We start from the raw sequence: 23,693 nt of genomic DNA, 5'->3' as shown, positions 1-23,693 counted from the left end.
CGGATCGCGCCTCGCCATGCATTTCGCCAAGATGTTCAACGCGGTCGCCAGCCGGGTGGCCCATGCCACGGGGCGGCCCATCACCTTCGTGGTCTGCGTGGGGGTGGTGATCGTCTGGGCCGTGTCGGGGCCCTTCTTCGGTTTTTCCGACACCTGGCAGCTGATCATCAACACCGGCACCACCGTGGTGACCTTTCTGATGGTCTTCCTGATCCAGAACACCCAGAACCGCGACGGCGCGGCCATCCAGGCCAAGCTGGACGAGCTGATCCGCACCAGCGCAGCCGGCAACGCCTTTATCGGAATCGAGCACCTGACGGAGGAGGAGCTGGACGAGATCCGCGCCACCTGCGAGCAGCGCGCCCGCCTCGCCATGGCCGCCGAGGCGGCCGACGAGGCCAGCGGCCGCGCCAATCGCCGTGCCGCGCAGGCGGCGGAGGCGGCGACGGAATAGGTCCGCCTGGCTTGACCGCGCGGGCCGTGCGGCGCGACCTCCGGCGGATGCCCCGCGCCCGACCCTTCCCGGCCCTTTCCGGCCTCCTGCTGGCCCTGTGCCTTTTCGCGGCCCCGCCCGCCCGGGGGCAGGGCAGCGACGACTGGTCGGCCTGCCGCCGGGCCATCGCGGCGGTGGAACCGGGATCGGGCATCCCGCCGGGCCTGCTGGGCGCCATCGCCCTGGTGGAGGCCGGGCGCGCCTCGCCCTCCGGGCGGCCGGAGCCCTGGCCCTGGAGCTGGAACGCGGAAGGAGAGGGCGGCAGCGCGCCCAGCCGCCCGGCGGCGGTGGCCGCCGTCGCGGCCCTCCAGGCGCGCGGCATCCGCTCCATCGACGTGGGCTGCATGCAGGTGAACCTTCTGCACCACCCCGACGCCTTTCCGAACCTCGACGCCGCCTTCGACCCGAACTCCAACGCCCGCTACGCCGCCCGCTTCCTGAACCGGCTGCGCGCCAGTGCCGGGGATTGGGGCGAGGCCATCGGCCGCTACCATTCCGGCGAGCCCGAGCGCGGCGCCGCCTATAACCGGCGCGTCGCCCTGGCGCGGCTGGGGGCGGCCTGGGTGGGGGGCGGCGCGGTGCCGCTGCCGGCCATGCGCGGGCTTGCCGGGCTCTGCGCCCCCGGCCTGCAGCCCGCGCTGCTGATCGGGGGGGGCGCGGAGGCGCGGCGCTTCATGCGGCGTGGGGTGAACCGCCCCGTGCCGGCGCCGCGGAACCCGCGGCCGAGGATGGCCTGCCTGCGGCGGTGACGGCCCCGGCGGCACCCCCGGCGGGCTGCCGGCGGAAGGACAGCACGGCCGCCCCCGCCACCAGCACCCAGGCGAGGCGTGCCCCGTAGCGGTCGTGCGGGCCGCTCAGCGCCCCCGTGGCGAAGGCATTGGCCAGCACCGCGGCGCCGATCCCCAGCGCGAAGCCCAGGGCGGCCCGCTCCCGCCGCCCGCGCCATCCCAGCACCGCCAGCCCCAGGGCGCCCAGCGCCAGCACCGGGCCCTGCACCCAGAGAAGCGGCGCGACCAGGCCCGGCAGGTCGCCGCGCCACTGCGCCCCGGCCCGGAGCCGCGCGGCCTCCACGGGGCCGAAGCCGGCGAGGTGCCAGACCAGGCTCTCGCCGACGTGCCGGCGTTCCAGCGTGTCCCCCACCCGGTTGGAGAAAAGCTGGGCGAGCGTGTCGCGCGCGGCGTCGAGCGCCACCGCGAAGGGCTCGCGCGCCAGGGTCGCGCGGATGATCGTCCCGGCCTCGCCTGCCAGGGCGCGGCCGCCGAATTCCCGTGGCTCACCGGCCCCGTCGCGGTTGATGGGGCTGTCGGGGTCCCAGAGGAGGATGTCGCTCGCCAGCATGTCGCGCGAGCAGCGGCGCGCCGCGCAGGCCCCGGGCCCGTAGGGCGCGAGGGCGCCCCGCGCGGCGCAGAGCGCCCAGCCCGCCTCGGGACAGCGGGCCTCGATCGTTCGGATGGCCGGGCCGTTCGCCACCATGCGCGCCAGGAGGAAGGTGGCGCCGTAGGGGGACAGCGCCGCCCTTCCGTGCCCCACGAAGTTGGTCAGGAGCAGCAGCGCGACCGCCGCCGCCAGGGGTAGCGCCACCCGCGCCGCCGCCCGCCACCCCGCCAGCACCGAGACCACCGCCAGGGTCCCCAGCACGGGCAGGTTCGACAGGTGCGCCGCCGTGCCGGCCGCCGCCAGCAGCCCCAGCCAGGCGGCCTCCCGCCTCGATAGCGCCGCCCGCCCGAAGCCGAGCAGCAGGGCGCAGAGCACGACCGCGGGCGTGAGTGCGTCCGGCATGACCAGGGCGGCGGAGAAGGGCGCCGCCGTCAGCGCGGCAAGGACGGCGCAGAGCAGCAGGTGGCGCCCCGGCCCCGCCCCGCCCCCGAAGGCGCGGGCGGCGAGCCAGAGGAGGTGCGACAACATGAGCCCCTGTGCCAGCACCACCGGCCAGAGGCTGCGGTGCCAGTGCAGGGGGAAGATCAGGGGACCGTAGATCCAGGGCTTGTCCCAGATCATCAGCGGGCCGAGCGTCTGGTGCACGAAGGCGCTGGTGTCGCTGAACACCAGGGGATAGCCCGAAAGAAAGGCGGGCCAGACGAGCATCAGCCCGCCGGCCAGGATCGCGGCGAGGGGCCTCACCCTCGGCGTTCGGCCCAGCCCCTGGCGCGCGCCTCGTCCTCGCCGCGCGCGGCCACCCAGCGCTCGGCGCCGCCCGCGAATTCCTCGCGCTTCCAGAAGGGGGCGCCGGTTTTCAGCCAGTCGATCAGGAAGGCGCAGGCCTCCAGGGCGGCGGTGCGGTGGCGGCTGGCGGCCAGCACCAGCACGATGCCCTCGCCGGGCAGGATGCGGCCCACGCGGTGGATCACGGTGCAGCCCGTCAGCGGCCAGCGCGCGGCGGCCTGGGCGGCGATGCCGGCGATCGCGCGCTCGGTCATGCCCGGGTAGTGTTCCAGCACCAGGGCCTGGAGCCCGTCATCGGCGCGGCAGAGGCCGATGAAGCTGGCGATGCCGCCCACGTCCGCCCGCCCTGCGGAAAGCGCCGCCGTCTCGGCCGCGAGGTCGAAGCCCGCCTCCTGCACGCGGATGGTGGGGACGGCCGTCACCGGCGTTTCGCTCATCCGCCCGTCACCGGCGGGAAGAAGGCGACCTCGTCGCCGGAGGACACGGGATGGTCGGGGCCGCAGAAGTCCTGGTTCACGGCGCAGCGCACCTGCGCGGGATCGGCGAAGGCCTGTGCGTGGCCGGGCGAGCGGGCGGACAGCCAGCGCATCAGCCCGCCCACATCCGTCACCTCCGGCGGCGGGGAAAGGTTCTCCTCGCCGGTGCCCGTCCTTTGCCGGAGCCAGGCGAAGTAGAGGATCTTCATCAGGGCGTCGGCACGACCTGCACGCCGCCCGTCGGTCCGAAGAGCGTGGTGGAGCCGGGCTGCTGGATCGCCGTGCCGCTGGCGCCCCCCGGTTGGGTGTAGGTGGTGATGCCGCCCGTGCCGCCGCCGAGGATCGCCGGCGGCCCGCCGGGCACCGGCACCACGCGCCCGTCCAGGCGACGCGCGGGCGGGGTGGGGGGCTCGCCCTCGGGCACGCCGGCACGCGGCACGGGCGGGGGATCGAGCGGGGGCAGCGCCTGGGCCGAACTGCCGCGGCGCGTGCCCGGCAGCGGCGCGCGGGGATTGGGCGCGGCTTCCGGCGGCACGTAGGGCCCGGGCTGCTCGCTGCGCAGCGGCGGGGAGGAGGGCGGCGCGCCGCGCTGGCGGGCGCGTTCCAGGATGCCGGAGGGCTGCTGGCCCTGGCTGGACACGGCCTCGGGGTTCTGCAGCGTGGCGCGCGGGGCCTCCTGCGCCGGCCAGACGTCGCCGGGCTCGGCCAGCAGGGCCGGCACGCTCTCGGGTGCGCCCATCACGCGGCGGACGGTCAGGCTGTCCGGCGCGCCGATCGGGTCGGTGCGGCCGAAGGGGGCGAAGTCGATGTCGCCGGCGCAGCCCGCCAGGAACAGGCCGGGCAGCAGGACCAGCGGAAGGCGGCGGTGGCGGTGCATGGTCGAGGTCCTCTTCCGATCCGCCCGCCAGCCGCGGGCCATCTGATTCGCCTGGGCAGAGAATGCGCGCCCGGCGCCGTCCTTGCTACCCGGCGGAAAGGCCGGGGTTCCCGCGCCCGCCCGCTACGGGCCGCCGCCAGGGCTCGCGCCCTCGCGCGCGGTGCCGCGGGCGAGGTCCTCGGCGGCGGCGTGGCGCATGCCGGCGGTCATGTAGTCCCATCCCGTCCAGAGGGTGAGGACCGCCGCCACCCAGAGCCCGGCCTCGCCCAGCCAGGAGACGGGCAGGAAGCCCAGGCCGATGGCCCAGGCGCCGCTGTCCCCGGCCACGATGGTGCCGATGGAGCCCATCTGGAAACCGGTCTTCCACTTCGCCAGCCGCGTGACCGGCAGGCCGACGCGCAGCCCCGCCAGGTATTCCCGCAGGCCGGAAACCAGGATTTCCCGCAGCAGGATGACGATGGCCGGCAGCAGTCCGAGCGCCGAGAGCCGCCCCAGGCCCGCCAGCAGCATCAGCGCCGCCCCCACCAGCAGCTTGTCCGCGATGGGGTCCAGCATGCGGCCGAAGGCGCTGAGCGAGTTCCGCTCCCGCGCGATCTTGCCGTCGAAATAGTCCGTGACCGCGGCCGCCGAGAAGACGGCGCAGGCCAGGATGTCCCCGAGCGGGGTGCGCAGGAACATCAGCCCCACCAGCAGCGGGATGGCGGCGATGCGCGAGAGCGTCAGCAGGTTCGGCAGGTCGGTGGGCATACGCGACTCCTTGCGACGACCCCTAACCCAGAACGGCGCCGCGGGGAACGCGGGGCCGGCTCATCCCTCGGCCTCGTGCCCGCGGGCATCCGCGGCCAGGGGAGGGGGAAGGGCGCCCTCCGGCTGGTCGGCGCCTTCCTCGGGCGGTTCGGCCAGCACGGTCACGGGCGCTTCGGGGGTGGCGGCCTTCTTTCCCCTTCCGCGCGGCTTGGTGGCTTCCAGCGGGCCGGTGGTGCCGGGGTGGAAATGCTCATAAACGCGCTTGGCGACCGCCGGGCCGATGCCGGGGCCGTTCCGCAGGTCCTCCAGCGCCGCGTTCCGTACTCCGCGCGCCGAGCCGAAATGGTTCAGCAGCGCGCGCTTGATGGCGGTGCCGACGCCGGGGATGTCGTCCAGCTCGCTCTTGATCAGTGACTTGGAGCGGCCGGCGCGGTGGGTGGTGATGGCGAAGCGGTGCGCCTCGTCCCGCAGGCGCTGGAGGTAGTAGAGCACGGGGTCGCGCGGGGGGAGCTGGATGGGCTCCATGCCCGTGCGGTGGAACCATTCCCGCCCGGCATCGCGGTCCGGGCCCTTGGCGACGGCCACGAGCGGCACGTCGTGGATGCCCATCTCCGTCAGGATGTCGCGTGCGGCGTTGAGCTGGCCGAGGCCACCGTCGATCAGCACCAGGTCCGGCCAGGTGCCGCTCTCGCGCTCCGGGTCCTCCTTCAGGGCGCGGCCGAAGCGGCGCTCGAACACCTCCCGCATCATCGCGAAGTCGTCCCCCCCGCGGGGAGCGTCAGCTCCTCCGCCGCGGGGAGCGTCAGCTCCTCCGCCACGGGGGGCGGCGCGCGCCGCGGCGTCATGGGCCAGGGCACGCACGTCCTCCTGCGCGAGCGGCTCCACGCCCGCCGCGTCGGCGGGGGCCGGGCCGCGGTCCGTGCCGTCCGCCTTGCCGCGCCTGCCCTTCGCCGCCCCGGCGGTGCCGTCGCGGGGGGCGGCGCGGGTGCCGCCCCCCTGGATGGAATACTTGCGGTAGGCATTCTTCAGGAAGCCCGCGGGCCCCGCCACCACCATCACGCCGTAGGCATTGGTGCCCTGGATGTGGCTGTTGTCGTAGATCTCGATCCGCTCCGGCGTGGAGGACAGGTCGAAGACCTTCGCCACGCCCTCCAGAAGCTCCCCCTGGGCGGCGCCCTCGGCCAGCTTGCGCTCCAGGGCCTCGCGCGCGTTGGTCTGGGCATGCTCCACCGCCGCGCGCTTGTCGCCGCGCTTGGGCGTGTGGACCTCCACCTTGCGGTCGGCGCGCAGCGCCAGGGCCTCGGCGACCAGGGCCGCCTCCGGCAGGTCGTGGGAGACGAGCACCAGGGGCGGGGGTGGCAGGTCGTCGTAGAGCTGGCCGAGGAAGGCGGTGATCACCTCGGCCGGCTCGGCATCGGCCCGGATGCCCGAAAGGAAGAAGGGGCGGTTGCCGTTGTTGCGGCCGCCGCGGAAGAAGAAGACCTGCACGCAGGCCTGCCCCGCCGCCTGGTGCAGCGCCACCACGTCGGCGTCGCCCACGTCCTCCATGTTGATGCGGTCGCGGCCCTGCACGTGGGTCAGGCCCCGGATGCGGTCGCGGATGGCGGCGGCGCGCTCGAACTCCAGGCGCTCGGCCGCCTCCTCCATCTCCTTCGCGAGGCGCTTCTGGATGGAGGGCGTCTCGCCCGAGAGGAACTGCACGGCCTCGCGCACCAGCTCCCCGTACTCCTCCCTGGAGACGCGCTCGACGCAGGGGGCTGAGCAGCGGCGGATCTGGTGGAGCAGGCAGGGGCGGGAGCGGCTGTCGAACACCGTGTCGCGGCAGGAGCGCAGCAGGAACACGCGCTGGAGCGCGGTGAGGGTCTGGTTCACCGCCCAGGCGCTGGCGAAGGGGCCCCAGTAGGAGGCGCCCTTGCGCCTCTCGCCGCGGTGCTTCGTGATCTGCGGATAAGGATGATCTTCCGTGATCACCAGCCAGGGATAGGACTTATCGTCGCGCAGCACGATGTTGTAGCGGGGCCGCAGCCGCTTGATGAGGTTCGCCTCCAGCAGCAGCGCCTCGGCCTCGGAGGCCGTGGTGATGACCTCCAGGTGGCGCGTCTCGAACACCATGCGCTTGAGGCGGTCGGGCAGCTTGTGGACCTGCGTGTAGGCATAGACGCGCTTCTTCAGGCTGCGCGCCTTGCCGACGTAAAGGGCGTCTCCCTTGGCATCGAGCATCCGGTAGACCCCCGGGGAGAAGGGCAGGGTGGCGAGCGCCCGTTCGATCACCTCGCGGCCCTCGAGCGGGGCCAGGGGGGTGGTCTGCTCGTTGGAGAAGGCCATCAGGCTTGTTTCCGTTGGGTTTCCCGGGGGCGAATATGGGTTGTCCCCGGAAGCTGTGGATAAGCTTGTGGAGAGACGTGGGGGACAGTGCGCCCAGGCCCGGCCTGCAAGGCTTCGCGACGCACCTGCCCAAAAACGAGGCAGTTAGATAAGTGACTGATTCCCAACGATCTTCCTTGGCAGAATGCTTTCATGATTCGTTCACATTGACCTCTGTCCCGTGCAGGCGCGCGAACGCCGCGTCCGGGCAACGCCAGGGGATGATTTATTTCAAAACAGCGGGAGGGCGTTGACAAAGGGCTGGGCCGGCAGGTCGCGAGCCTCAGCCCCGCCGCCGCTCCACGCTCACGCCGACCGCCCCGACATGGGGAATGATGTCCGGCTTCTCCACCGTCACGCGCACGGATTCCACGCGCGCATCGTCCAGGCAGGCGACGGCGATGCGCTCGGCGAGGGTTTCGGCCAGGCGGGTGTGCCCCTCGGTCGCGACCGCTTCGGCGCGGCGCGCGATGGCGGCGTAGTCCACCACGCGGTCCAGCCGGTCCGGCCCGATCCCGGCCGGCGCGGCGTCGTCGAGCACCAGAAGCTCGATGCCGATGACCACCCTCTGGGGCGCCGCTTCCTCGCGCGCATAGACGCCGAGGCGGGCCTGGACGGTCATGTCGCGCACGAAGACGCGGCGCAGGCCGCGCGCCGCGTCAGGAATGTAAGCCGTCATTCCTCGGGCGCCGCGTTGGCCCGGGCGGGGGACCATTGCAGGTGCTGGCCCCCGTCGAGCGCGATCATCTGTCCGGTGACGGAGGGCAGGGCCAGGAGCGCGACCACGGCCCCGGCCACTTCGTCCGGGCTCGATCCGCGGGCCAGCGGCGTGCTCTCGCACTGGGCCCGGAACTGCTCGGCGGTCTGGCGGCTGCTGGCGATGGTGGGGCCGGGGCCGATGCCGTTGACCCGGATCCGCGGCGCGAGCGCCAGGGCCATGGACTGGGTCATCGCCCAGAGCGCGGCCTTGGAGACGGTGTAGCTGACGAAATGCGGGGTGAGCGACAGCACGCGCTGGTCCAGCAGGTTCACCACCGCCCCTTCCGCCTCCTCCGGCAGGGCGAGGGCCATGGCTTGGGTCAGCACGAAGGGCGCGCGCAGATTGGGCTCCAGGTGGGCGTCCCAGCTTTCCCGCGTGGCGCTGTCCCACTCGTCCCGGTCGAAGCGGGATGCGTTGTTCACCAGCACGCCCACGGGCCCCAGCCGCGCGGTGGCGTCGGGGATGAGCGATTCGACCTGCGCCTCCCGTGACAGGTCGGCGCGGAGCGCCACGGCCTTGCGGCCCATGGCGCGGATGGCGGCCACCACCTCCTCCGCCTCCGCGACGCTGTGGCCATGATGGACCGCGACGTCGAAGCCCGCGCCGGCGAGGCGCAGCGCGATCGCGCGCCCGATGCGCTTCGCCCCGCCGGTGACGAGGGCGGCGCGCGGGATGCCTGGCGGGATCAGGCCTGCGGGAGCTGGATCGGGGGAAATGGACATGCGGGCGGCAGGATGCCGCCAAAACCGAGCGGCGGGGAGGGGGCCGGCCTTCTGCGGTGATCGGCCACCGGTGATCAGCCCCAGTCGAAGGCGGCCATGCTCCGCAGGGCGTCCTCGCGCAGCAGGTCGCCTCGCAGCGCGATGGGCGTCCATCCGGACCGGGCGTTCACCCAGGGCGCCGCCTGGGACAGGTCGGCGTCCAGCAGGCGCTTCGCCCCGGGCACGTCCGTGCCCCGCGCGGCATAGACCACGCGGGGGATGCCGAGCTGGGCGATCACCACCGCGCACATCAGGCAGGGTTCGCAGCTGGTGTAGAGGGTGGTGCCCTCGGGCAGCCTGCCGCTCCGCAGGCGCCGCAGGGCATCGCGGATGGCCACCACCTCCCCATGGGCGGAGGGATCGCGGTCCGCGCGCACCTGGTTGTGCCCCAGGCCGATCACCGCGCCCGCGGCGTCCACGACCACCGCGCCGAACGGGGCCTGCCCGGCGGCGAGGGCGGCCTCGGCCTGCTGCAGGGCCAGGCGCATGAAGCCCTCGTCCGCCGTGTCGTCCATGCCGCGCCTCTCCCCCAGGGCGTGCCGCCCCGCGGGAAACACCCTTGCCGCCCCGTGGATGCGGTGCCATCGGAACTCGCATGGAAAACGCGCCGCACGCCCACGCCACCGGTCCAGTCGGGATCGCCCAGACGGGGCTTGCCGGCAAGCGCGCCCTGATCACCGGCCATCGCGGCGGGATCGGGCGCGCGATCGTGTCGGTGCTGGAGGCCTCGGGCGCCGTGGTGGAGGGGCTGGACCGGCCCGAGCACGACCTGGGCGACATCGGCTCCATCGCATCCGCGGTGGAGGCCGCGGCGGCGCGCATGGGCGGGCTGGACCTGCTGGTGAACAATGCCGGCGACACGATGATCGGCACGCTGATCGACACCCCGCTGGCCGAGGCCGAGCGGATCATGCGGATCAACTGGCTGGCGCCCTTCGCGGTGATGCAGGCGGCGCTGCCGCACCTGCTGCGCCAGGGCGGGGCGGTGGTGAACATCGCCTCCGACCAGGCGCTGATCGGCAAGCCGGCCTCGGCGGCCTATGGGGCCTCCAAGGCGGCGCTGGCGCAGATGACGCGGGCGGCGGCGCTGGACTTCGCGGCGCCAAAGGAAGGAAAGGGCGTGCGCTTCAACGCTGTCGCCCCCGGCAGCACGGACACGGCCATGCTGCGCGCGGTGATCGCCGACCTCGCCGCCCGCGATCCCTCCCGCCCCCCGGCCAGCGAGGCCGCCTATACCGAGGCCGTGCCGCAGCGCCGCTTCGCCGACCCGCTGGAGATCGCGGCGGTGGTGGCCTTCCTGCTCTCGGACCATGCAAGCTTCGTCACCGGCACCGTCATGCCGGTGGATGGCGGAACCACCGCCGCATGATGGAGGACAACATGGGCGCGGTTCTCGTCACCGGCGGCACGCGGGGCATCGGGCTGGCCTGCGCGCGGCTGCTGGCCGCCCGGGGGCGGACGGTGATCGCCGCAGCGCGGCGCCCCGCCGCCGAGCCCCTGGCGGACGGCATCCGGCACATCCCCTGCGACGTGACCGACCCCGCCTCCGTCCGGGCGCTGTTCGCGGCGGCCGGGCCGGTCGATGCCGTGGTGCTGGCGGCGGGGGTTGCCGGCGGCGACCCGCCCGCGGCGGACGAGGAGCACTGGCGCCGGATCATCGCCTCCAACCTCGACGGCGCCTGGCGCTGCGCCGAGGCGGCGGCGCCCGGGCTGCCGGACAGGCGGGGGCGGATCGTGTTCCTCGCCTCCGTGCTGGGGCTGCGGGCCGTGCCGGACCAGGTGGCCTATTCCGCCGCCAAGCACGGGGTGATCGGGCTGATGAAGGCGCTCGCGCTGCGGCTTGCGCCGCGCGGCATCACGGTGAACGCCCTCTGCCCGGGCTGGGTGGACACCGAGATGGCGCGCGCGCGCTGGGGAGAGCTGGGCATGACGGCCGCGGAGGCCGCCGCCGGCACGCCGACGCGCCGCATCACCGCGGCGGCCGAGGTGGCGGAGATGGCGGCCTATCTTCTCTCCCCGGCGGCGGGGAACGTCACGGGGCAGGCGATCGCGCTGGATGGCGGGGCGGGTCTTTGATCGCTTGACAATGCGAACCCCCCGGGCCGAGGCTGCGCGCCTCACCAGGGGTGTCCCGACAAGGGGCTGAGATACTGCTGGCCGGTCCCGTATGGGGGGCAGCGCAGTGACCCGTCGAACCTGATCCAGTTCATGCTGGCGTAGGGACGGTGCGGAAGCCTGCGGCCCCCCTTGGCGACGTCCTGTCGCCCATCGTGACCGTCCTCCTCCAATCCCCCCATGCGGCGCTGGATCCTTTCCGGAGGGGCTTGCCCGCATGTCCATCGAGACCACCAGCCGGCCGGCCGCGGCTGGCGTGCCCAGCGTCACCACCGGGCCGCTGCCCGCTTCCGCCAAGGTGTTCAGGCCCGGCATCCGGCACCCGCAGCTTCGCGTGCCGATGCGGGAGATCGCGCTCCATCCGAGCGCGGGCGAGCCGTCTGTCACGGTCTATGACGCCTCCGGCCCCTATACCGATCCCGCGGCCGGGATCGCGATCGAGCGCGGCCTGCCCCGCCACCGCCGCGCCTGGTGCGAGGCCACGGGCGACGTTGAGGCCTATGACGGGCGCGACCTGAAGCCCGAGGACAACGGCTTCGCCTCCGCCGACCGCCTCACCCCCGCCTTCCCGGTGCGCCACCGTCCGCTGCGCGCAAAGGACGGCAAGGCCGTGACGCAGCTCGCCTATGCCCGCGCCGGGATCATCACGCCGGAGATGGAATACGTCGCCATCCGCGAGAACCTTGGCCGCGCCCAGGCCCGCGCGGCCATGGCGCGCGACGGCGAGGATTTCGGCGCGGCCATCCCCGACCACGTGACGCCCGAATTCGTGCGGGAGGAGGTCGCGCGCGGCCGGGCCATCATCCCCGCCAACATCAACCACCCGGAGCTGGAGCCGATGATCATCGGCCGCAACTTCCTGGTGAAGATCAACGCCAACATCGGCAACTCCGCCGTCACCTCCTCCATGGCGGAGGAGGTGGAGAAGATGGTCTGGGCCATCCGCTGGGGCGCGGACACGGTCATGGACCTCTCCACGGGGCGCAACATCCACAACATCCGCGACTGGATCCTGCGCAACGCGCCGATCCCCATCGGCACGGTGCCCCTGTATCAGGCGCTGGAGAAGGTCGGCGGCATCGCGGAGGACCTGACCTGGGAGGTTTTTCGCGACACGCTCGTCGAGCAGGCCGAGCAGGGCGTGGACTACTTCACCATCCATGCCGGCGTGCGCCTCGCCCATGTGCCGCTGAGCGCGAGCCGCGTGACGGGCATCGTCTCCCGCGGCGGCTCCATCATGGCGAAGTGGTGTCTGCACCATCACCGCGAGAGCTTCCTTTACGAGCATTTCGAGGAGATCTGCGACATCTGCCGCGCCTATGACGTCTCCTTCTCCCTCGGCGACGGCCTGCGCCCCGGCTCCATCGCGGACGCCAACGACGCCGCGCAGTTCGCGGAGCTGGAGACGCTGGGCGAGCTGACCCAGGTGGCCTGGGCCAGGGACTGCCAGGTGATGATCGAGGGTCCGGGCCACGTGCCCATGCACAAGATCAAGGCCAACATGGACAAGCAGCTCGCCACCTGCGGGGAGGCGCCCTTCTACACGCTCGGGCCGCTGACCACCGACATCGCGCCGGGCTACGACCACATCACCTCGGGGATCGGCGCCGCCATGATCGGCTGGTTCGGCTGCGCCATGCTCTGCTACGTCACGCCGAAGGAGCATCTCGGCCTGCCGGACCGGGACGACGTGAAGACCGGCGTCATCACCTACCGCATCGCGGCCCATGCGGCGGACCTCGCCAAGGGCCACCCGGCCGCGCGGCTGCGCGACGACGCCCTGTCCCGCGCCCGCTTCGAGTTCCGCTGGGAGGACCAGTTCAACCTTTCGCTCGATCCCGACACCGCCCGGTCCTTCCATGACGAGACCCTGCCGAAGGAGGCGCACAAGACCGCGCATTTCTGCTCCATGTGCGGGCCGAAGTTCTGCTCCATGCGCATCTCCCACGACATCCGGGCGGAGGCGCAGAAGGAGGGGATGGAGGCCATGGCCGCCAGGTTCCGCGAAGGCGGGACGCTCTACGTGCCCCTGGGGGAGGGTGCCGCGGACTGAGCGGCGCGGCGGCGGGTTGCATCGCCCGCCGCCTTCCGCTTCGTTTCTGGCCGCAGGAAACGTCCAGGAAGCCGGTCCATGCCCATCCATCGCCGCGCGCTGCTGCCCCTCCTGGCCGCCCCGCTGCTCACGCCCTGCGCGGCGCGGGCGCAGGGGGCCTGGCCCGACCGGCCGCTGCGCCTGATCCTGCCCTATACCCCCGGCGGCGGCACGGATGCGGTGGCGCGGGCGCTGGGCACCCGGCTGAGCGCCGCGCTCGGCCAGCCCGGGGAAGCGGGCCGTTTCCCCGTGGTGGTGGAGAACCGGCCGGGCGCGGGCGGCAACCTGGCGACCGAGCTGGTCGCGGGGGCGCGCCCCGACGGCTACACGCTGCTGATGGGGAACCAGGGGCCGATCTCGGTGAACCCCACCCTGTTCGGGCGCAACCTGAAGGTGAACCCCCAGACCGCGCTCGATCCCGTGGCCATGGTGGCGGAAACCCCGCTGGTGCTGGTGGCCGGCCCCGGAACCCGCGCCACCACGCTCGCGGAGCTGATCGCGGAGGCGCGGGAGAAAAAGGGGCAGATGAACTACGCCTCCCCCGGCAACGGCGCGGCGGGGCACCTGGCCATGGCGCTGCTTCTCCAGCAGGCGGGGGTGGAGGCCACCCATGTGCCCTTCCGGGGCGCCGCGCCGGGGCTGACGGATGTCGCGGCCGGGGTGGTGGCGGCCATGATCAGCACCCTGCCCTCGGTGGCCGGGCTGGTGCAGGGCGGCGTGCTGCGCGCCCTGGCCGTGACCGTGGACAAGCCCGTGGAATCGCTGCCCGGCGTGCCCACCGTGGCCGAAACCCTGCCGGGCTACCGCGCCACCGCCTGGTACGGGATCCTGGTCCCTCACGGCACGCCCGAGCCCATCCGGGCGCGGCTGGAGGCGGCCATCCTCGGCAGCCTGGACTCGCCCGAGCTGGTGTCCAGCCTCGGCAAGGAGGGAGCGGTGCCCTACCCCATGCCGGGCGAGGCGTTCGGACGCTTCATCGCCACCGAGCGGGCGCGCTGGGCGCCGGTGATCCAGGCCGCGGGCATCACCGCGGACTGACGCACCGCCGGCTCCCTTCGCCGCCCGCGCTTTTCCAATTCGCGCAGGGGCTTGGCGCGCACGGCTGAAACGCCGCTTTCACGTCGATTTCCTGCCGCGCGGGGCGGAATGAGGGGGTTCCCGAAGTTGCGAGCGGCGCGCGACCGGGCTAGACCGGCCGCCGATGGACGGCACCACGACCGCACCAGCCCCCGCCGCCCCCGCCGTCTCGGCGGATGTGTCAAAGGGCCCGCTCCCCCTCTACCGCGCCCGCGTGGCGGCGGGAGCCCTGCGCGCGGACCCCGCCCAGGCGCATGCCGCCGAGACCTTGCAGGACCTCTGGCGCCGGCTTCGCGGCTACGACCCGCGCCCGGAGGCCAAGGAGGAGCCGGGGCTGCTGGCCCGCTTCTTCCGCCGCAAGCCCGTGGACGACCAGCCGGGCGGCCCGCCGCTGGGCCTCTACCTCGTCGGCGAGGTCGGGCGCGGCAAGTCCATGCTGATGGACCTGTTCTTCGAGACGGCGGACGTGCCGCGCAAGCGGCGCGAGCACTTCCACGCCTTCATGCAGACCAGCCACCGGCGCATCCACGAGTGGCGCCGGGCCCATGGCGACGCCGCCGACCCGATCCCGCCGCTGGCCGACCGCATCGTGGCCGAGGCCGCGCTGCTCTGCTTCGACGAGTTCCAGGTCCACGACATCGTGGACGCGATGCTGCTGGGGCGGCTCTTCGAGGCGCTGTTCGCGCGGGGCGTTGTGGTGGTCGCCACCTCCAACACGGCGCCCGCCGACCTGTTCAAGGGCAAGCCGGGGCGCGACGCCTTTCTGCCCTTCATCGCGATGATCCAGAAGCGGCTGGAGGTGCTGCACCTTTCGGCGCTTCAGGATTACCGGCGCGACCGCATCCGGGGCCTGCCGACCTGGCACACCCCTCTGGACGGCCGCGCCGAGCGCGCCCTCGACGCGGCCTTCCGCGAGTTGAGCGGCGTCGCCCATGGCGAGCCCTGCTCGCTCACCGTGCTCGGCCGCAAGGTGGAGGTCCCGCAGCACCATCGCGGGGTCGCGCGGGCCGACTTCGACACGCTCTGCGGGGCCTATCTCGGCGCCGCGGACTTCCTGGCGATCGCCACCCACTTCCACACGCTCGTGCTGGACGGCGTGCCAAGGCTGGGGCCGGAGAACTATGACCGGGCCCGCCGCTTCGTGACGCTCATCGACACGCTTTACGAGCACCGCTGCAAGCTGGTCGCCTCGGCCGAGGCCGTGCCCGACCAGCTCTACGAGAAGGGCGAGGGGGCGGCGATCTTCCAGCGCACCGCCTCCCGCCTCATGGAAATGCAGAGCCAGGAATACCTGGCCCTGCCGCATCTGACGTAACGGCTGGCCCGGGAATTGCTCGGCGCGTGCCTGAGGGGGCAGGGCGCCGGGTGGGGATCCGGGGCCGGTTCTTTGGGGGAAAAAACCATGCTGCGTTCCTTTGCCATCGCGCTCGGTGCGGTTGCCGTGCTCGCCGCCGCCCATCCGGCGGAAGCGGCCCGCCAGGGCGAGGCGCGATCCAAGGCCACCCGCGCCGCCGAGCCGGCCCGCGCCGCCGCGCGCCCCGCCAATGCCCGCCCGGCCAATGCGCGCGCCGCCGTTGCCGCCGCGCGCCGCCCCGAGGCCGCCCCGCGTGGCCGCGCCGCGGCCCAGCCCGGCCGCCAGCGCGCCGCCTCGGCCGCGACCGGCCGCCCGGTCTTCTCGGTGCGGGCGGGCAGCCGCCAGCAGGCGCTGCGCTACGCCGACCGGCGCTCGGGCGCGGTGCAGGCCCGGCCGGGGCTGCGCTTCGTGGGGCTGTTCTCCACCCCCGCCGCCGCCGCTTCCCTGCCCGCGCGCTCTGGCAAGTACGGCAAGGCCGCCTATTCCATGAGCCGCGAGGACGCCGACGAGCCCCGCAGCACCGGCCGCATGGGCGTGTGGCATGCCGGCCTGCCCGCCGCCGACGGCGAGCAGATGGATTGCCCCACCGGCACCATGGCGGTGCTGGCCCGCGGCCATTCCGACACCTTCCGCTGCATGCCCATGTGATCCGGACCGTCTCCGGATCAGGGGAAGGGGCGGGGTGCCGGAGGGCGCCCCGCCCCTTTCCGTTGCGGGCCCGCCTTGCCCCTCCGGGCATCCGGGTCTAATGCCTGCCCGCCTTTCTCGCAGTCGCGAGACTCCTCCTCGAAGGAACCCCCCATGGCCCGCAAGAAGATCGCGCTCATCGGCGCCGGCAACATCGGCGGCACGCTCGCCCACCTGATCGGCCTGAAGGAGCTCGGCGACGTCGTGCTCTTCGACGTCTTCGGGGGGGTGGCTGCCGGCAAGGCGCTGGACATCATGCAGTCCTCCCCCGTGGACGACTTCGACAGCGCCATGTCCGGCGGGTCCGACTACTCGGCCATCGCGGGCGCGGACGTGGTCATCGTCACCGCCGGCTTCCCGCGCATGCCCGGCATGAGCCGGGACGACCTGCTGACCAAGAACGCCGGCGTGATGGGCCAGGTGGCCGAGGGCATCAAGAACTACGCCCCGGACGCCTTCGTGATCTGCATCACCAACCCGCTCGACGTCATGGTCTGGGCGCTCCAGCAGAAGTCCGGCCTGCCGGCGCACAAGGTGGTCGGCATGGCCGGCGTGCTCGACAGCGCCCGCTTCCGCCTGTTCCTGGCGCAGGAGTTCAACGTCTCGGTTGAGGACGTGACGGCCTTCGTGCTGGGCGGCCACGGCGACACCATGGTGCCGCTGACGCGCTACTCCACCGTCGCCGGCATCCCCGTGCCGGACCTGATCAAGATGGGCTGGACCACGCAGGAGAAGATCGACGCGATCGTGAACCGCACGGCGAACGGCGGCGGCGAGATCGTGAAGCTGCTGGAGAAGGGCTCGGCCTTCTACGCCCCGGCGGCCTCGGCCATCGCGATGGCGGAGAGCTACCTCAAGGACAAGAAGCGCGTCCTGCCCTGCGCGGTGATGCTGAACGGCGAGTACGGTTTGAACGACTTCTACGTGGGCGTGCCCGTGGTGATCGGCGCCGGCGGCGTGGAGAAGATCGTCGAGGTGCAGTTCACCGAGAGCGAGAAGGCCGCCTTCGACAAGTCCTGCGACGCGGTGAAGAAGCTGGTCGAGGACTTCAAGGCCCTCGGCGTCTGAGAATGCGGGCCGGGGCCCAGGCCCCGGCCCTTTCTGTGTCAGGAAGGCGGATCCCGCATGAACATCCATGAATACCAGGGCAAGGAGCTGCTGAAGCGCTACGGCGTGACGGTGCTCGACGGCTTTGTGGCCCGCACCCCCGAGGAGGCCGAGGCGGCGGCGAAGAAGCTGCCCGGCCCGGTGGTGGTGGTGAAGAGCCAGATCCATGCCGGCGGCCGCGGTGCCGGCCGCTTCACCGACGACCCCAACGGCAAGGGCGGCGTGCGCGTCGTGAAGCCCGAGGGTGCGCGCGAGGCGGCGGCGGCCATGATCGGCCACACGCTGGTCACCAAGCAGACCGGGCCCGAGGGCAAGGTCGTGAACCAGGTCTATGTGGAGGCCGGCTGCGACATCAAGCGCGAGCTGTACCTCTCCCTGCTGGTGGACCGCGAGACCAGCCGCATCACCGTGATGGCCTCCACCGAGGGCGGCATGGAGATCGAGGAGGTGGCCGAGAACCACCCCGAGAAGATCCTCAAGGTCGCGGTCGATCCGGCCTCGGGCCTTTATCCCTGGGCCGCCCGCAAGCTCGCCTTCGGGCTGGGCCTGGAGGGCAAGCAGGTCGGCGTGTTCACCAAGTTCGTGGCCGCCATGTACGACGCCTTCGTGAACCTCGACATGGCGATCGTCGAGATCAACCCGCTGGTGATCACCGGCACGGGCGACGTGGTCGCGCTCGACGCCAAGGTGAGCTTCGACGACAACGCCCTGTTCCGCCACAAGGACATCGAGGCGCTGCGCGACGACAGCGAGATGGACCCGAAGGAGCTGGACGCGGTCAAGAACGACCTGAACTACGTGGCCCTCGACGGCGAGATCGGCTGCATGGTGAACGGCGCGGGCCTGGCGATGGCCACGATGGACATCATCAAGCTCTACGGCTCCTCGCCCGCGAACTTCCTCGACGTCGGCGGCACCGCCAACGCCGAGCGCGTGACGGAAGCCTTCCGGATCATCACCTCGGACGTCAACGTCAAGGCGATCCTGGTGAACATCTTCGGCGGCATCGCCAAGTGCGACATGATCGCCAACGGCATCGTCGAGGCCTCCAAGGCGCTGACGCTGAAGGTGCCGCTGGTGGTCCGCCTCGAGGGCACCAACGTGGAGCTCGGCAAGAAGATCCTCGCCGAGAGCGGCCTGGCCATCATCCCGGCCGACAACCTTGCCGACGCCGCCCAGAAGGTGGTGGACGCCGTGAAGAAGGCGGCCTGATCATGTCCGTTCTCGTTGACCGCCACACCAAGGTCATGACCCAGGGCTTCACGGGAGCCCAGGGCACCTTCCACGCCGAGCAGGGCATCGCCTACGGCACGAACTACGTGGGCGGCGTGACGCCGGGCAAGGGCGGGCAGACGCACCTCAACCTGCCGGTCTTCGACACGGTGGCCGAGTGCGTCGAGGCCACCGGCGCCGACGCCTCCGTCATCTACGTGCCGCCGCCCTTCGCCGCGGACTCCATCCTGGAGGCCATCGCGGCGGAGATGCCGCTGATCATCTGCATCACCGAGGGCATCCCGGTGATCGACATGATCAAGGTCAAGCGCGCGCTCTCCGGCTCCAGGTCCCGCCTCATCGGGCCGAATTGCCCGGGCGTGATCACGCCGGAAGCCTGCAAGATCGGCATCATGCCCGGCCACATCCACAAGCGCGGCTCGGTCGGCATCGTGTCGCGCTCGGGCACGCTGACCTATGAGGCGGTGGCGCAGACGACGGCGGCCGGCCTCGGCCAGTCCACCTGCGTCGGCATCGGCGGCGACCCCGTGAAGGGCACGGACTTCCAGGAGGTGCTGGAGATGTTCCTGGCCGATCCCGAGACCAAGCAGATCGTCATGATCGGCGAGATCGGCGGCCAGTCCGAGATCATCGCGGCCGAGTTCCTGGGGCGCGAGAACAAGCCGGGCAGCAAGAACTACAAGCCCGTGGTCGGCTTCATCGCGGGCGCCACGGCCCCCCCGGGCCGCCGCATGGGCCATGCGGGCGCCGTCATCTCCGGCGGCAAGGACACGGCGGAAGCCAAGATGGACGCCATGCGCTCGGCGGGCATCTTCGTGGCCGACAGCCCGGCCGCGCTGGGCTCGACCATGGTGAAGGCCATCGGCGCCTGAACAAGGCCGGCACGGTTGGTTGAACAGCACGCCGCCGGGGCTTCCCCGGCGGCGTGTTGCGTTGCAGCATCCCTTCTGCCAGTTTGCCGGGATGAACAGGATCCTGATCGCCCTGCGGAACGCGCCGCCCTGAGCCGAGGCCCCGCGGCCCCGCCGCGGAACCCGGCTTCCCGCTGACCGCCGATCCTGTTTCATCGCGCCGCGCCCAAGATCCCCGGCGCCGTGCCTCCCGGAAGTATCCCATGACCGCTGCCCGACGCGCCCTCTCCGAGTGGTCGCCCAACATCACGCGCGACCTGCTGGCCGGAACCGTGGTCGCCCTTGCCCTGATCCCGGAGGCCATCGCCTTCTCCATCATCGCCGGGGTGGACCCGAAGGTGGGCCTCTACGCCTCCTTCTGCATCGCGGTGGTCACCGCCATCGCGGGCGGGAGGCCGGCCATGATCTCGGCCGCCACCGGTGCCACCGCGCTGGTGATGGTGACCCTCGTGCGCGACCACGGGCTGGACTACCTCCTGGCGGCGACCCTGCTGACCGGGGTGTTGCAGATCGCCGCCGGGTATCTCCGGCTCGGGGATCTCATGCGGTTCGTGTCGGGCTCCGTGATCACCGGCTTCGTCAACGCCCTCGCCATCCTGATCTTCCTGGCGCAGCTTCCGGAATTCGTCGGTGCCGGTCCGGTGTTCTACGCGATGGTCGCGGGGGGGCTCGCGGTCATCTACCTGTTGCCGCGCCTGACCCGGGCCGTGCCCGCGCCGCTGGTGACCATCGTGCTCGGCACCGCCCTGGCGGTGTGGCTGGGGCTGGACCTGCGGAACGTCGGCAACATGGGCGAGCTGCCCTCCGAGTTGCCCCATTTCCTGCTGCCCCAGGTTCCGCTGACCTTCGAGACGCTGCGGATCATCCTTCCCTATTCCGTGACCATCGCCATGGTCGGACTGCTGGAATCCATGATGACGGCGGCCATCGTGGACGAGATGACGGACACGGCGAGCAACAAGAACCGGGAATGCCGGGGCCAGGGGTTGGCCAACATCGCTTCGGGCCTGTTCGGGGGCATGGCGGGCTGCGCGATGATCGGGCAGTCCGTCATCAACGTCACCTCCGGCGGGCGCGGGCGGCTGTCCTCCCTCTGGGCTGGGGTGTTCCTGCTCTTCCTGATCCTCGTGCTGGGGGAGTGGGTGCGGCGGATCCCCATGGCGGCGCTGGTCGCGGTGATGATCTTCGTTTCCGTCAGCACATTCCGCTGGCGCTCGGTGCTGGCCCTGCGGACCAATCCCCGCAGCTCCAGCTTCGTGATGCTGGCCACCGTGGCCGTGACGGTCGCCACCGGCAACCTGGCCCAGGGCGTGCTGGTCGGCGTGGTGCTCAGCGGATTGTTCTTCGCCCAGAAGGTGATGCGCGCCTTTTCCGTCACCTCCTCCCTCGAAGGCGCGACCCGCACCTACGGGGTGACCGGCCAGATCTTCTTCGCCACCGCCGGCGCCTTCCACGATGCCTTCGACTTCCGGGAAGGGGTGGAGCGCGTCGTGATCGACCTGTCCCGCGCGCATTTCTGGGACATCACCGCGATCGGCGCGTTGGACCGGGTGGTGCTGAAGCTCCGCCATCACGGCGTGGAGGTGGAGGTCGCCGGGCTGAACGCGGCCTCGGCCACCATGGTGGAGAGGCTCGGCACCCATCACCGCGAAGGGGCCAGCCTGTCCGTCGGCCATTGATCATAGGTCATGGACCCTGACGGATTCACATGGGTGGAATGTGCGTCCGCGATTTCCGCCCATGCCCGCGTTGCGCTAGCATGGGCCACCAAGCAACAATATTGCGGAAGTGGGCGCCATGACCATGGACATCAGCTTCACCCGGACGCGGGCACCGCTTTCCCGACCCGATGACACCTCGCTTTCCTTCGGCAAGGTCCTGACGGACCACATGTTCATGATGAACTACGAGCAGGGGCGCGGCTGGCACGACCCGCGCGTGGTTCCCTATGCGCCCATGCAGATGGACCCGGCCACCTCGGTGCTGCACTACGGACAGGCGGTGTTCGACGGGCTGAAGGCCTTCCGCGGCGCCGATGGCGTGATCCGCCTGTTCCGGGCCGAGCGCCACGCGAAGCGGCTGAACAAGTCATGCGCCGCGCTCTGCATCCCCGAGATGGACGCGGAGCTGGTGCGCCGCTCCTTCGAGGCGATCGTCTCGGCCGACCACGACTGGGTGCCCCGCGCGCCCGGCACCTCGCTCTATATCCGCCCGACCGTGATCGCGACGGAGGTGATGCTCGGCGTGCATCCCGCCAGCCGCTACACCTATTTCGTCATTTGCTCGCCCGTCGGCTCCTACTACAAGGAGGGGGTGAAGCCCGTCCGGATCCTGGCGACGGACAAGCACGTGCGCGCCGTGCAGGGCGGGCTGGGCGAGGCCAAGACCGCCGCCAACTACGCCGCCTCCCTTTCCGCCCAGCAGGAGGCGGAGCGCGAGGGCTTCACCCAGGTGCTCTGGCTGGACGGCGTGGAGCGGCGCTGGATCGACGAGGTCGGCACCATGAACATCATGATGCGGATCGGCGACGAGGTGATCACCCCGCCGCTGGCCGGCACCATCCTGGACGGGGTCACGCGCAACTCCATCCTCCAGCTCCTGAGGGACTGGGGGGTGGCGGTGAACGAGCGCCGCATCTCCATCGACGAGGTGATGGAAGCCGGCCGCAACGGCACCCTGCGCGAGATGTGGGGCACGGGCACCGCCGCCGTCGTCTCCCCGGTCGGGGAGCTGGGCTACAAGGGCGAGAAGATCAGCATCGGCGGCGGCCAGACGGGCGAGCTGACGCAGAAGCTCTATGACGCGATCGTCTCCATCCAGTACGGCCGGGCGCCCGACCCGCATGGCTGGATGAGCGAGGTGAAGGTTCCCGTCGAGGCGTGAGCGCGGCGGGGAACGGCAGATTTCCGTTCCCCGGCCTTGCTTCTTTCGGTGCCTGCGGCTAAGCCCCCCGCGCGTCGGCACCCCTGGAGGCCGGCGCCCGTTCGTGCGCCCTGATGGCAGCGCGAACCGTTCAAACCCAACGTGCGAAGGAATTTGTGGCAATGGTCCAGACCATTCGGATCGAGGCCGCGTCGCGCGAGCGGGCCGGTAAGGGGGCGGCGCGTGCGACCCGGCGTGGGGGCTCTGTCCCCGCAGTGATCTACGGTGCGAAGCAGGAGGCGACCCTCCTCGCCCTCGACCCGCGCGACATCATGAAGGAGCTGCACAAGGGCGGCTGGCAGTCCCACCTGTACGAGGTGGCGGTGGCCGGCGGCCCGACGGAGCGCTGCCTGATGCGCGACGTGCAGTTCCACCCGGTGTCCGATCAGCCCATCCACGTGGATTTCCAGCGGCTCGCCGCCGGGCAGAAGATCCGCGTGCGCGTGCCGGTGATCCTGCTGGGCGAGGACGTCTCCCCGGGCATCAAGGCCGGCGGCGTCGCCAACCTGGTCCGCCGCGACCTCGAGGTGATGGCCGACCCCGACGCGGTGCCCGAGCGCTTCGAGGTGGATATTTCCGCCGCCGAGATCGGCGACACCGTTCGCTGGTCCGCCGTGAAGGACCAGCAGGGCGCCGTGCCGACGCTGGACCGCGACTTCGTGGTGCTGACCGTGGCCCCGCCGACGGTCGCCGAGGCCGAGGTGGTGATCGCCGCCCCGGCCCCCGCGCCGGAAGCCGGCAAGGGCAAGGGCAAGGGTGCGGCTCCGGCCAAGCCGGCCGCCCCGGCCGCCAAGGCGCCCGCGAAGAAGAAGTAAGGGCGAGGCACCGGGGGATACGTCCCCCGGCCTCCTCTTTTCTGGTGGTCTGGGGCGCGCCCGCGGAAGCGGCGCGCCCCATTCTTTTGGGGAATTGCACCATGCTGCTCTGGGTCGGGTTGGGAAATCCGGGGGCCGAGCACGCCCGCCAGCGGCACAACATCGGCTTCATGGCCGTGGAGCGCATCGCCACCCGGCACCGTTTCGCTCCCTGGCGCAGCCGCTTCAAGGGCGAGGTGTCCGAGGGACAGGTGGGCGGGCAGCGCGTCATCCTGCTCAAGCCGCACACCTACATGAACGACAGCGGCAACTCGGTGCAGCCCGCCGCCGCCTTCCACAAGATCCCGCTGCCCGACGTCACCGCCTTTCACGACGAGCTCGACCTCGCCCCCGGCAAGGTCCGGGTGAAGCGGGGCGGGGGGGCTGCCGGGCACAACGGGCTGCGGGACATGCAGCGCGCCTTCGGCAGCCCGGATTTCGGGCGGGTGCGGCTCGGCATCGGCCATCCCGGGCACAAGGACCGGGTGCACGGCCATGTTCTCGGCAATTTCGCCAAGGTGGATGCCGAGTGGCTGGACCGGCTGCTGGACGCGGTGGCCGATGCCGCGCCCCTGCTGGCGGAGGCGAAGGCGGAGGAGTTCATGACCAAGGTCGCGCTGCTGACCCAGGCATAGCCCGGCAGGGCTAGCGCCGACCTGCCCCGGCGGCGTAAGGCACCGCCAAACCTTTCCCCGAGCAC

23 protein-coding genes, 1 pseudogene and 1 riboswitch are annotated in these 23,693 nt (G+C 72.0%); of the genes and pseudogenes, 15 read left to right on the top strand and 9 right to left on the bottom strand.

From position 1 onward, the window contains the following. Positions 1-16 precede the first annotated feature (16 nt). Both ACFFIC_RS05240 and ACFFIC_RS05235 read left to right on the top strand, forming a co-directional pair. Positions 17-454, top strand: a complete 438-nt coding sequence (locus tag ACFFIC_RS05240; protein WP_377049086.1) for a low affinity iron permease family protein — start codon at positions 17-19, stop codon at positions 452-454. Between the two features lie 11 nt (positions 455-465). After that, positions 466-1,242, top strand: coding sequence for a lytic transglycosylase domain-containing protein (locus tag ACFFIC_RS05235; RefSeq protein WP_377049085.1), 777 nt, complete (start codon positions 466-468; stop codon positions 1,240-1,242). Here the strand turns inward: ACFFIC_RS05235 and ACFFIC_RS05230 are convergent. The 9 genes and pseudogenes from ACFFIC_RS05230 to ACFFIC_RS05190 all read right to left on the bottom strand — a co-directional run bounded on the left by ACFFIC_RS05230 (position 1,166) and on the right by ACFFIC_RS05190 (position 9,156). After that, entirely contained in the window at positions 1,166-2,614 is a 1,449-nt protein-coding gene (locus tag ACFFIC_RS05230) for a hypothetical protein (RefSeq protein WP_377049084.1), read from the bottom strand. The two genes, ACFFIC_RS05235 and ACFFIC_RS05230, sit on opposite strands and share 77 nt — an antisense overlap. Further along, positions 2,611-3,093, bottom strand: a complete 483-nt coding sequence (locus ACFFIC_RS05225) for a molybdenum cofactor biosynthesis protein MoaE (protein ID WP_377049083.1) — start codon at positions 3,091-3,093, stop codon at positions 2,611-2,613. Before ACFFIC_RS05225 ends, ACFFIC_RS05230 begins: the two co-directional genes overlap by 4 nt. Then, complete coding sequence (gene moaD / locus ACFFIC_RS05220) at positions 3,090-3,341, bottom strand: molybdopterin converting factor subunit 1 (RefSeq protein WP_377049082.1); 252 nt, start codon at positions 3,339-3,341, stop codon at positions 3,090-3,092. Before moaD ends, ACFFIC_RS05225 begins: the two co-directional genes overlap by 4 nt. Continuing rightward, positions 3,341-4,009 (bottom strand): hypothetical protein, encoded by a 669-nt coding sequence (locus tag ACFFIC_RS05215; protein WP_377049081.1) that lies wholly within the window; start codon positions 4,007-4,009, stop codon positions 3,341-3,343. The genes moaD and ACFFIC_RS05215 overlap by 1 nt, the downstream gene beginning before the upstream one ends. A gap of 123 nt (positions 4,010-4,132) precedes the next feature. Continuing rightward, positions 4,133-4,756, bottom strand: a complete 624-nt coding sequence (gene pgsA, locus ACFFIC_RS05210; RefSeq protein WP_377049080.1) for a CDP-diacylglycerol--glycerol-3-phosphate 3-phosphatidyltransferase — start codon at positions 4,754-4,756, stop codon at positions 4,133-4,135. A 228-nt stretch (positions 4,757-4,984) separates the two neighbouring features. After that, positions 4,985-7,081, bottom strand: a pseudogene (gene uvrC, locus ACFFIC_RS05205) (excinuclease ABC subunit UvrC); the annotation flags it as partial. 322 nt (positions 7,082-7,403) lie between these two features. Beyond that, positions 7,404-7,799, bottom strand: a complete 396-nt coding sequence (folB, locus tag ACFFIC_RS05200) for a dihydroneopterin aldolase (RefSeq protein ID WP_377049079.1) — start codon at positions 7,797-7,799, stop codon at positions 7,404-7,406. Continuing rightward, complete coding sequence (locus tag ACFFIC_RS05195) at positions 7,796-8,602, bottom strand: SDR family oxidoreductase (protein WP_377049078.1); 807 nt, start codon at positions 8,600-8,602, stop codon at positions 7,796-7,798. Before ACFFIC_RS05195 ends, folB begins: the two co-directional genes overlap by 4 nt. A 74-nt stretch (positions 8,603-8,676) precedes the next feature. After that, a complete protein-coding gene (locus ACFFIC_RS05190) occupies positions 8,677-9,156 on the bottom strand; it encodes a nucleoside deaminase (RefSeq protein WP_377049077.1) in 480 nt (159 codons plus the stop codon). Between the two features lie 80 nt (positions 9,157-9,236). On the opposite strand from ACFFIC_RS05190, the gene ACFFIC_RS05185 reads away from it, so the two are divergent. The 13 genes from ACFFIC_RS05185 (at position 9,237) to pth (ending at position 23,628) form a co-directional block, all read left to right on the top strand. Then, positions 9,237-10,010 carry an SDR family NAD(P)-dependent oxidoreductase gene (locus tag ACFFIC_RS05185; protein WP_377049076.1) on the top strand — a complete coding sequence of 258 codons (774 nt, stop codon included), beginning with the start codon at positions 9,237-9,239 and terminating at the stop codon, positions 10,008-10,010. Then, positions 10,007-10,717, top strand: a complete 711-nt coding sequence (locus ACFFIC_RS05180) for an SDR family NAD(P)-dependent oxidoreductase (protein WP_377049075.1) — start codon at positions 10,007-10,009, stop codon at positions 10,715-10,717. The genes ACFFIC_RS05185 and ACFFIC_RS05180 overlap by 4 nt, the downstream gene beginning before the upstream one ends. Before the next feature lie 36 nt (positions 10,718-10,753). Next, a riboswitch (TPP riboswitch) is annotated at positions 10,754-10,882 on the top strand. A 91-nt stretch (positions 10,883-10,973) separates the two neighbouring features. Further along, entirely contained in the window at positions 10,974-12,809 is a 1,836-nt protein-coding gene (gene thiC / locus ACFFIC_RS05175; RefSeq protein WP_377049074.1) for a phosphomethylpyrimidine synthase ThiC, read from the top strand. Between the two features lie 78 nt (positions 12,810-12,887). Next, positions 12,888-13,886: a Bug family tripartite tricarboxylate transporter substrate binding protein gene (locus tag ACFFIC_RS05170; protein WP_377049073.1), complete on the top strand. Its 999-nt coding sequence runs from the start codon at positions 12,888-12,890 to the stop codon at positions 13,884-13,886. A 163-nt stretch (positions 13,887-14,049) separates the two neighbouring features. Next, positions 14,050-15,240: a cell division protein ZapE gene (gene zapE / locus ACFFIC_RS05165; RefSeq protein ID WP_377049072.1), complete on the top strand. Its 1,191-nt coding sequence runs from the start codon at positions 14,050-14,052 to the stop codon at positions 15,238-15,240. 87 nt (positions 15,241-15,327) lie between these two features. Further along, positions 15,328-15,927: a hypothetical protein gene (locus tag ACFFIC_RS05160; protein WP_377049071.1), complete on the top strand. Its 600-nt coding sequence runs from the start codon at positions 15,328-15,330 to the stop codon at positions 15,925-15,927. A 153-nt stretch (positions 15,928-16,080) separates the two neighbouring features. Next, a complete protein-coding gene (mdh, locus tag ACFFIC_RS05155) occupies positions 16,081-17,034 on the top strand; it encodes a malate dehydrogenase (protein ID WP_377049070.1) in 954 nt (317 codons plus the stop codon). 57 nt (positions 17,035-17,091) lie between these two features. Continuing rightward, the gene (gene sucC, locus ACFFIC_RS05150) at positions 17,092-18,285 is read left to right on the top strand and encodes an ADP-forming succinate--CoA ligase subunit beta (protein ID WP_377049069.1); all 1,194 of its coding nucleotides are present in this window, start codon (positions 17,092-17,094) and stop codon (positions 18,283-18,285) included. 2 nt (positions 18,286-18,287) lie between these two features. Then, entirely contained in the window at positions 18,288-19,178 is an 891-nt protein-coding gene (gene sucD / locus ACFFIC_RS05145; RefSeq protein ID WP_377049068.1) for a succinate--CoA ligase subunit alpha, read from the top strand. 242 nt (positions 19,179-19,420) lie between these two features. After that, positions 19,421-20,896 carry a SulP family inorganic anion transporter gene (locus tag ACFFIC_RS05140; RefSeq protein WP_377049067.1) on the top strand — a complete coding sequence of 492 codons (1,476 nt, stop codon included), beginning with the start codon at positions 19,421-19,423 and terminating at the stop codon, positions 20,894-20,896. Between the two features lie 118 nt (positions 20,897-21,014). Next, the gene (locus tag ACFFIC_RS05135; protein WP_377049066.1) at positions 21,015-22,100 is read left to right on the top strand and encodes a branched-chain amino acid aminotransferase; all 1,086 of its coding nucleotides are present in this window, start codon (positions 21,015-21,017) and stop codon (positions 22,098-22,100) included. A 161-nt stretch (positions 22,101-22,261) separates the two neighbouring features. After that, positions 22,262-22,954 carry a 50S ribosomal protein L25/general stress protein Ctc gene (locus ACFFIC_RS05130; protein WP_377049065.1) on the top strand — a complete coding sequence of 231 codons (693 nt, stop codon included), beginning with the start codon at positions 22,262-22,264 and terminating at the stop codon, positions 22,952-22,954. Positions 22,955-23,055: 101 nt separating this feature from the next. Continuing rightward, positions 23,056-23,628, top strand: coding sequence for an aminoacyl-tRNA hydrolase (pth, locus tag ACFFIC_RS05125; RefSeq protein WP_377049064.1), 573 nt, complete (start codon positions 23,056-23,058; stop codon positions 23,626-23,628). The last annotated feature ends 65 nt before the right edge of the window (positions 23,629-23,693 follow it).

This window comes from Muricoccus vinaceus (assembly GCF_042433125.1).
GTDB lineage: Bacteria > Pseudomonadota > Alphaproteobacteria > Acetobacterales > Acetobacteraceae > Roseomonas > Roseomonas vinacea.
Note: the sequence above shows the minus strand (reverse complement) of the source record. Positions and strands in the feature narration are given on the sequence as shown.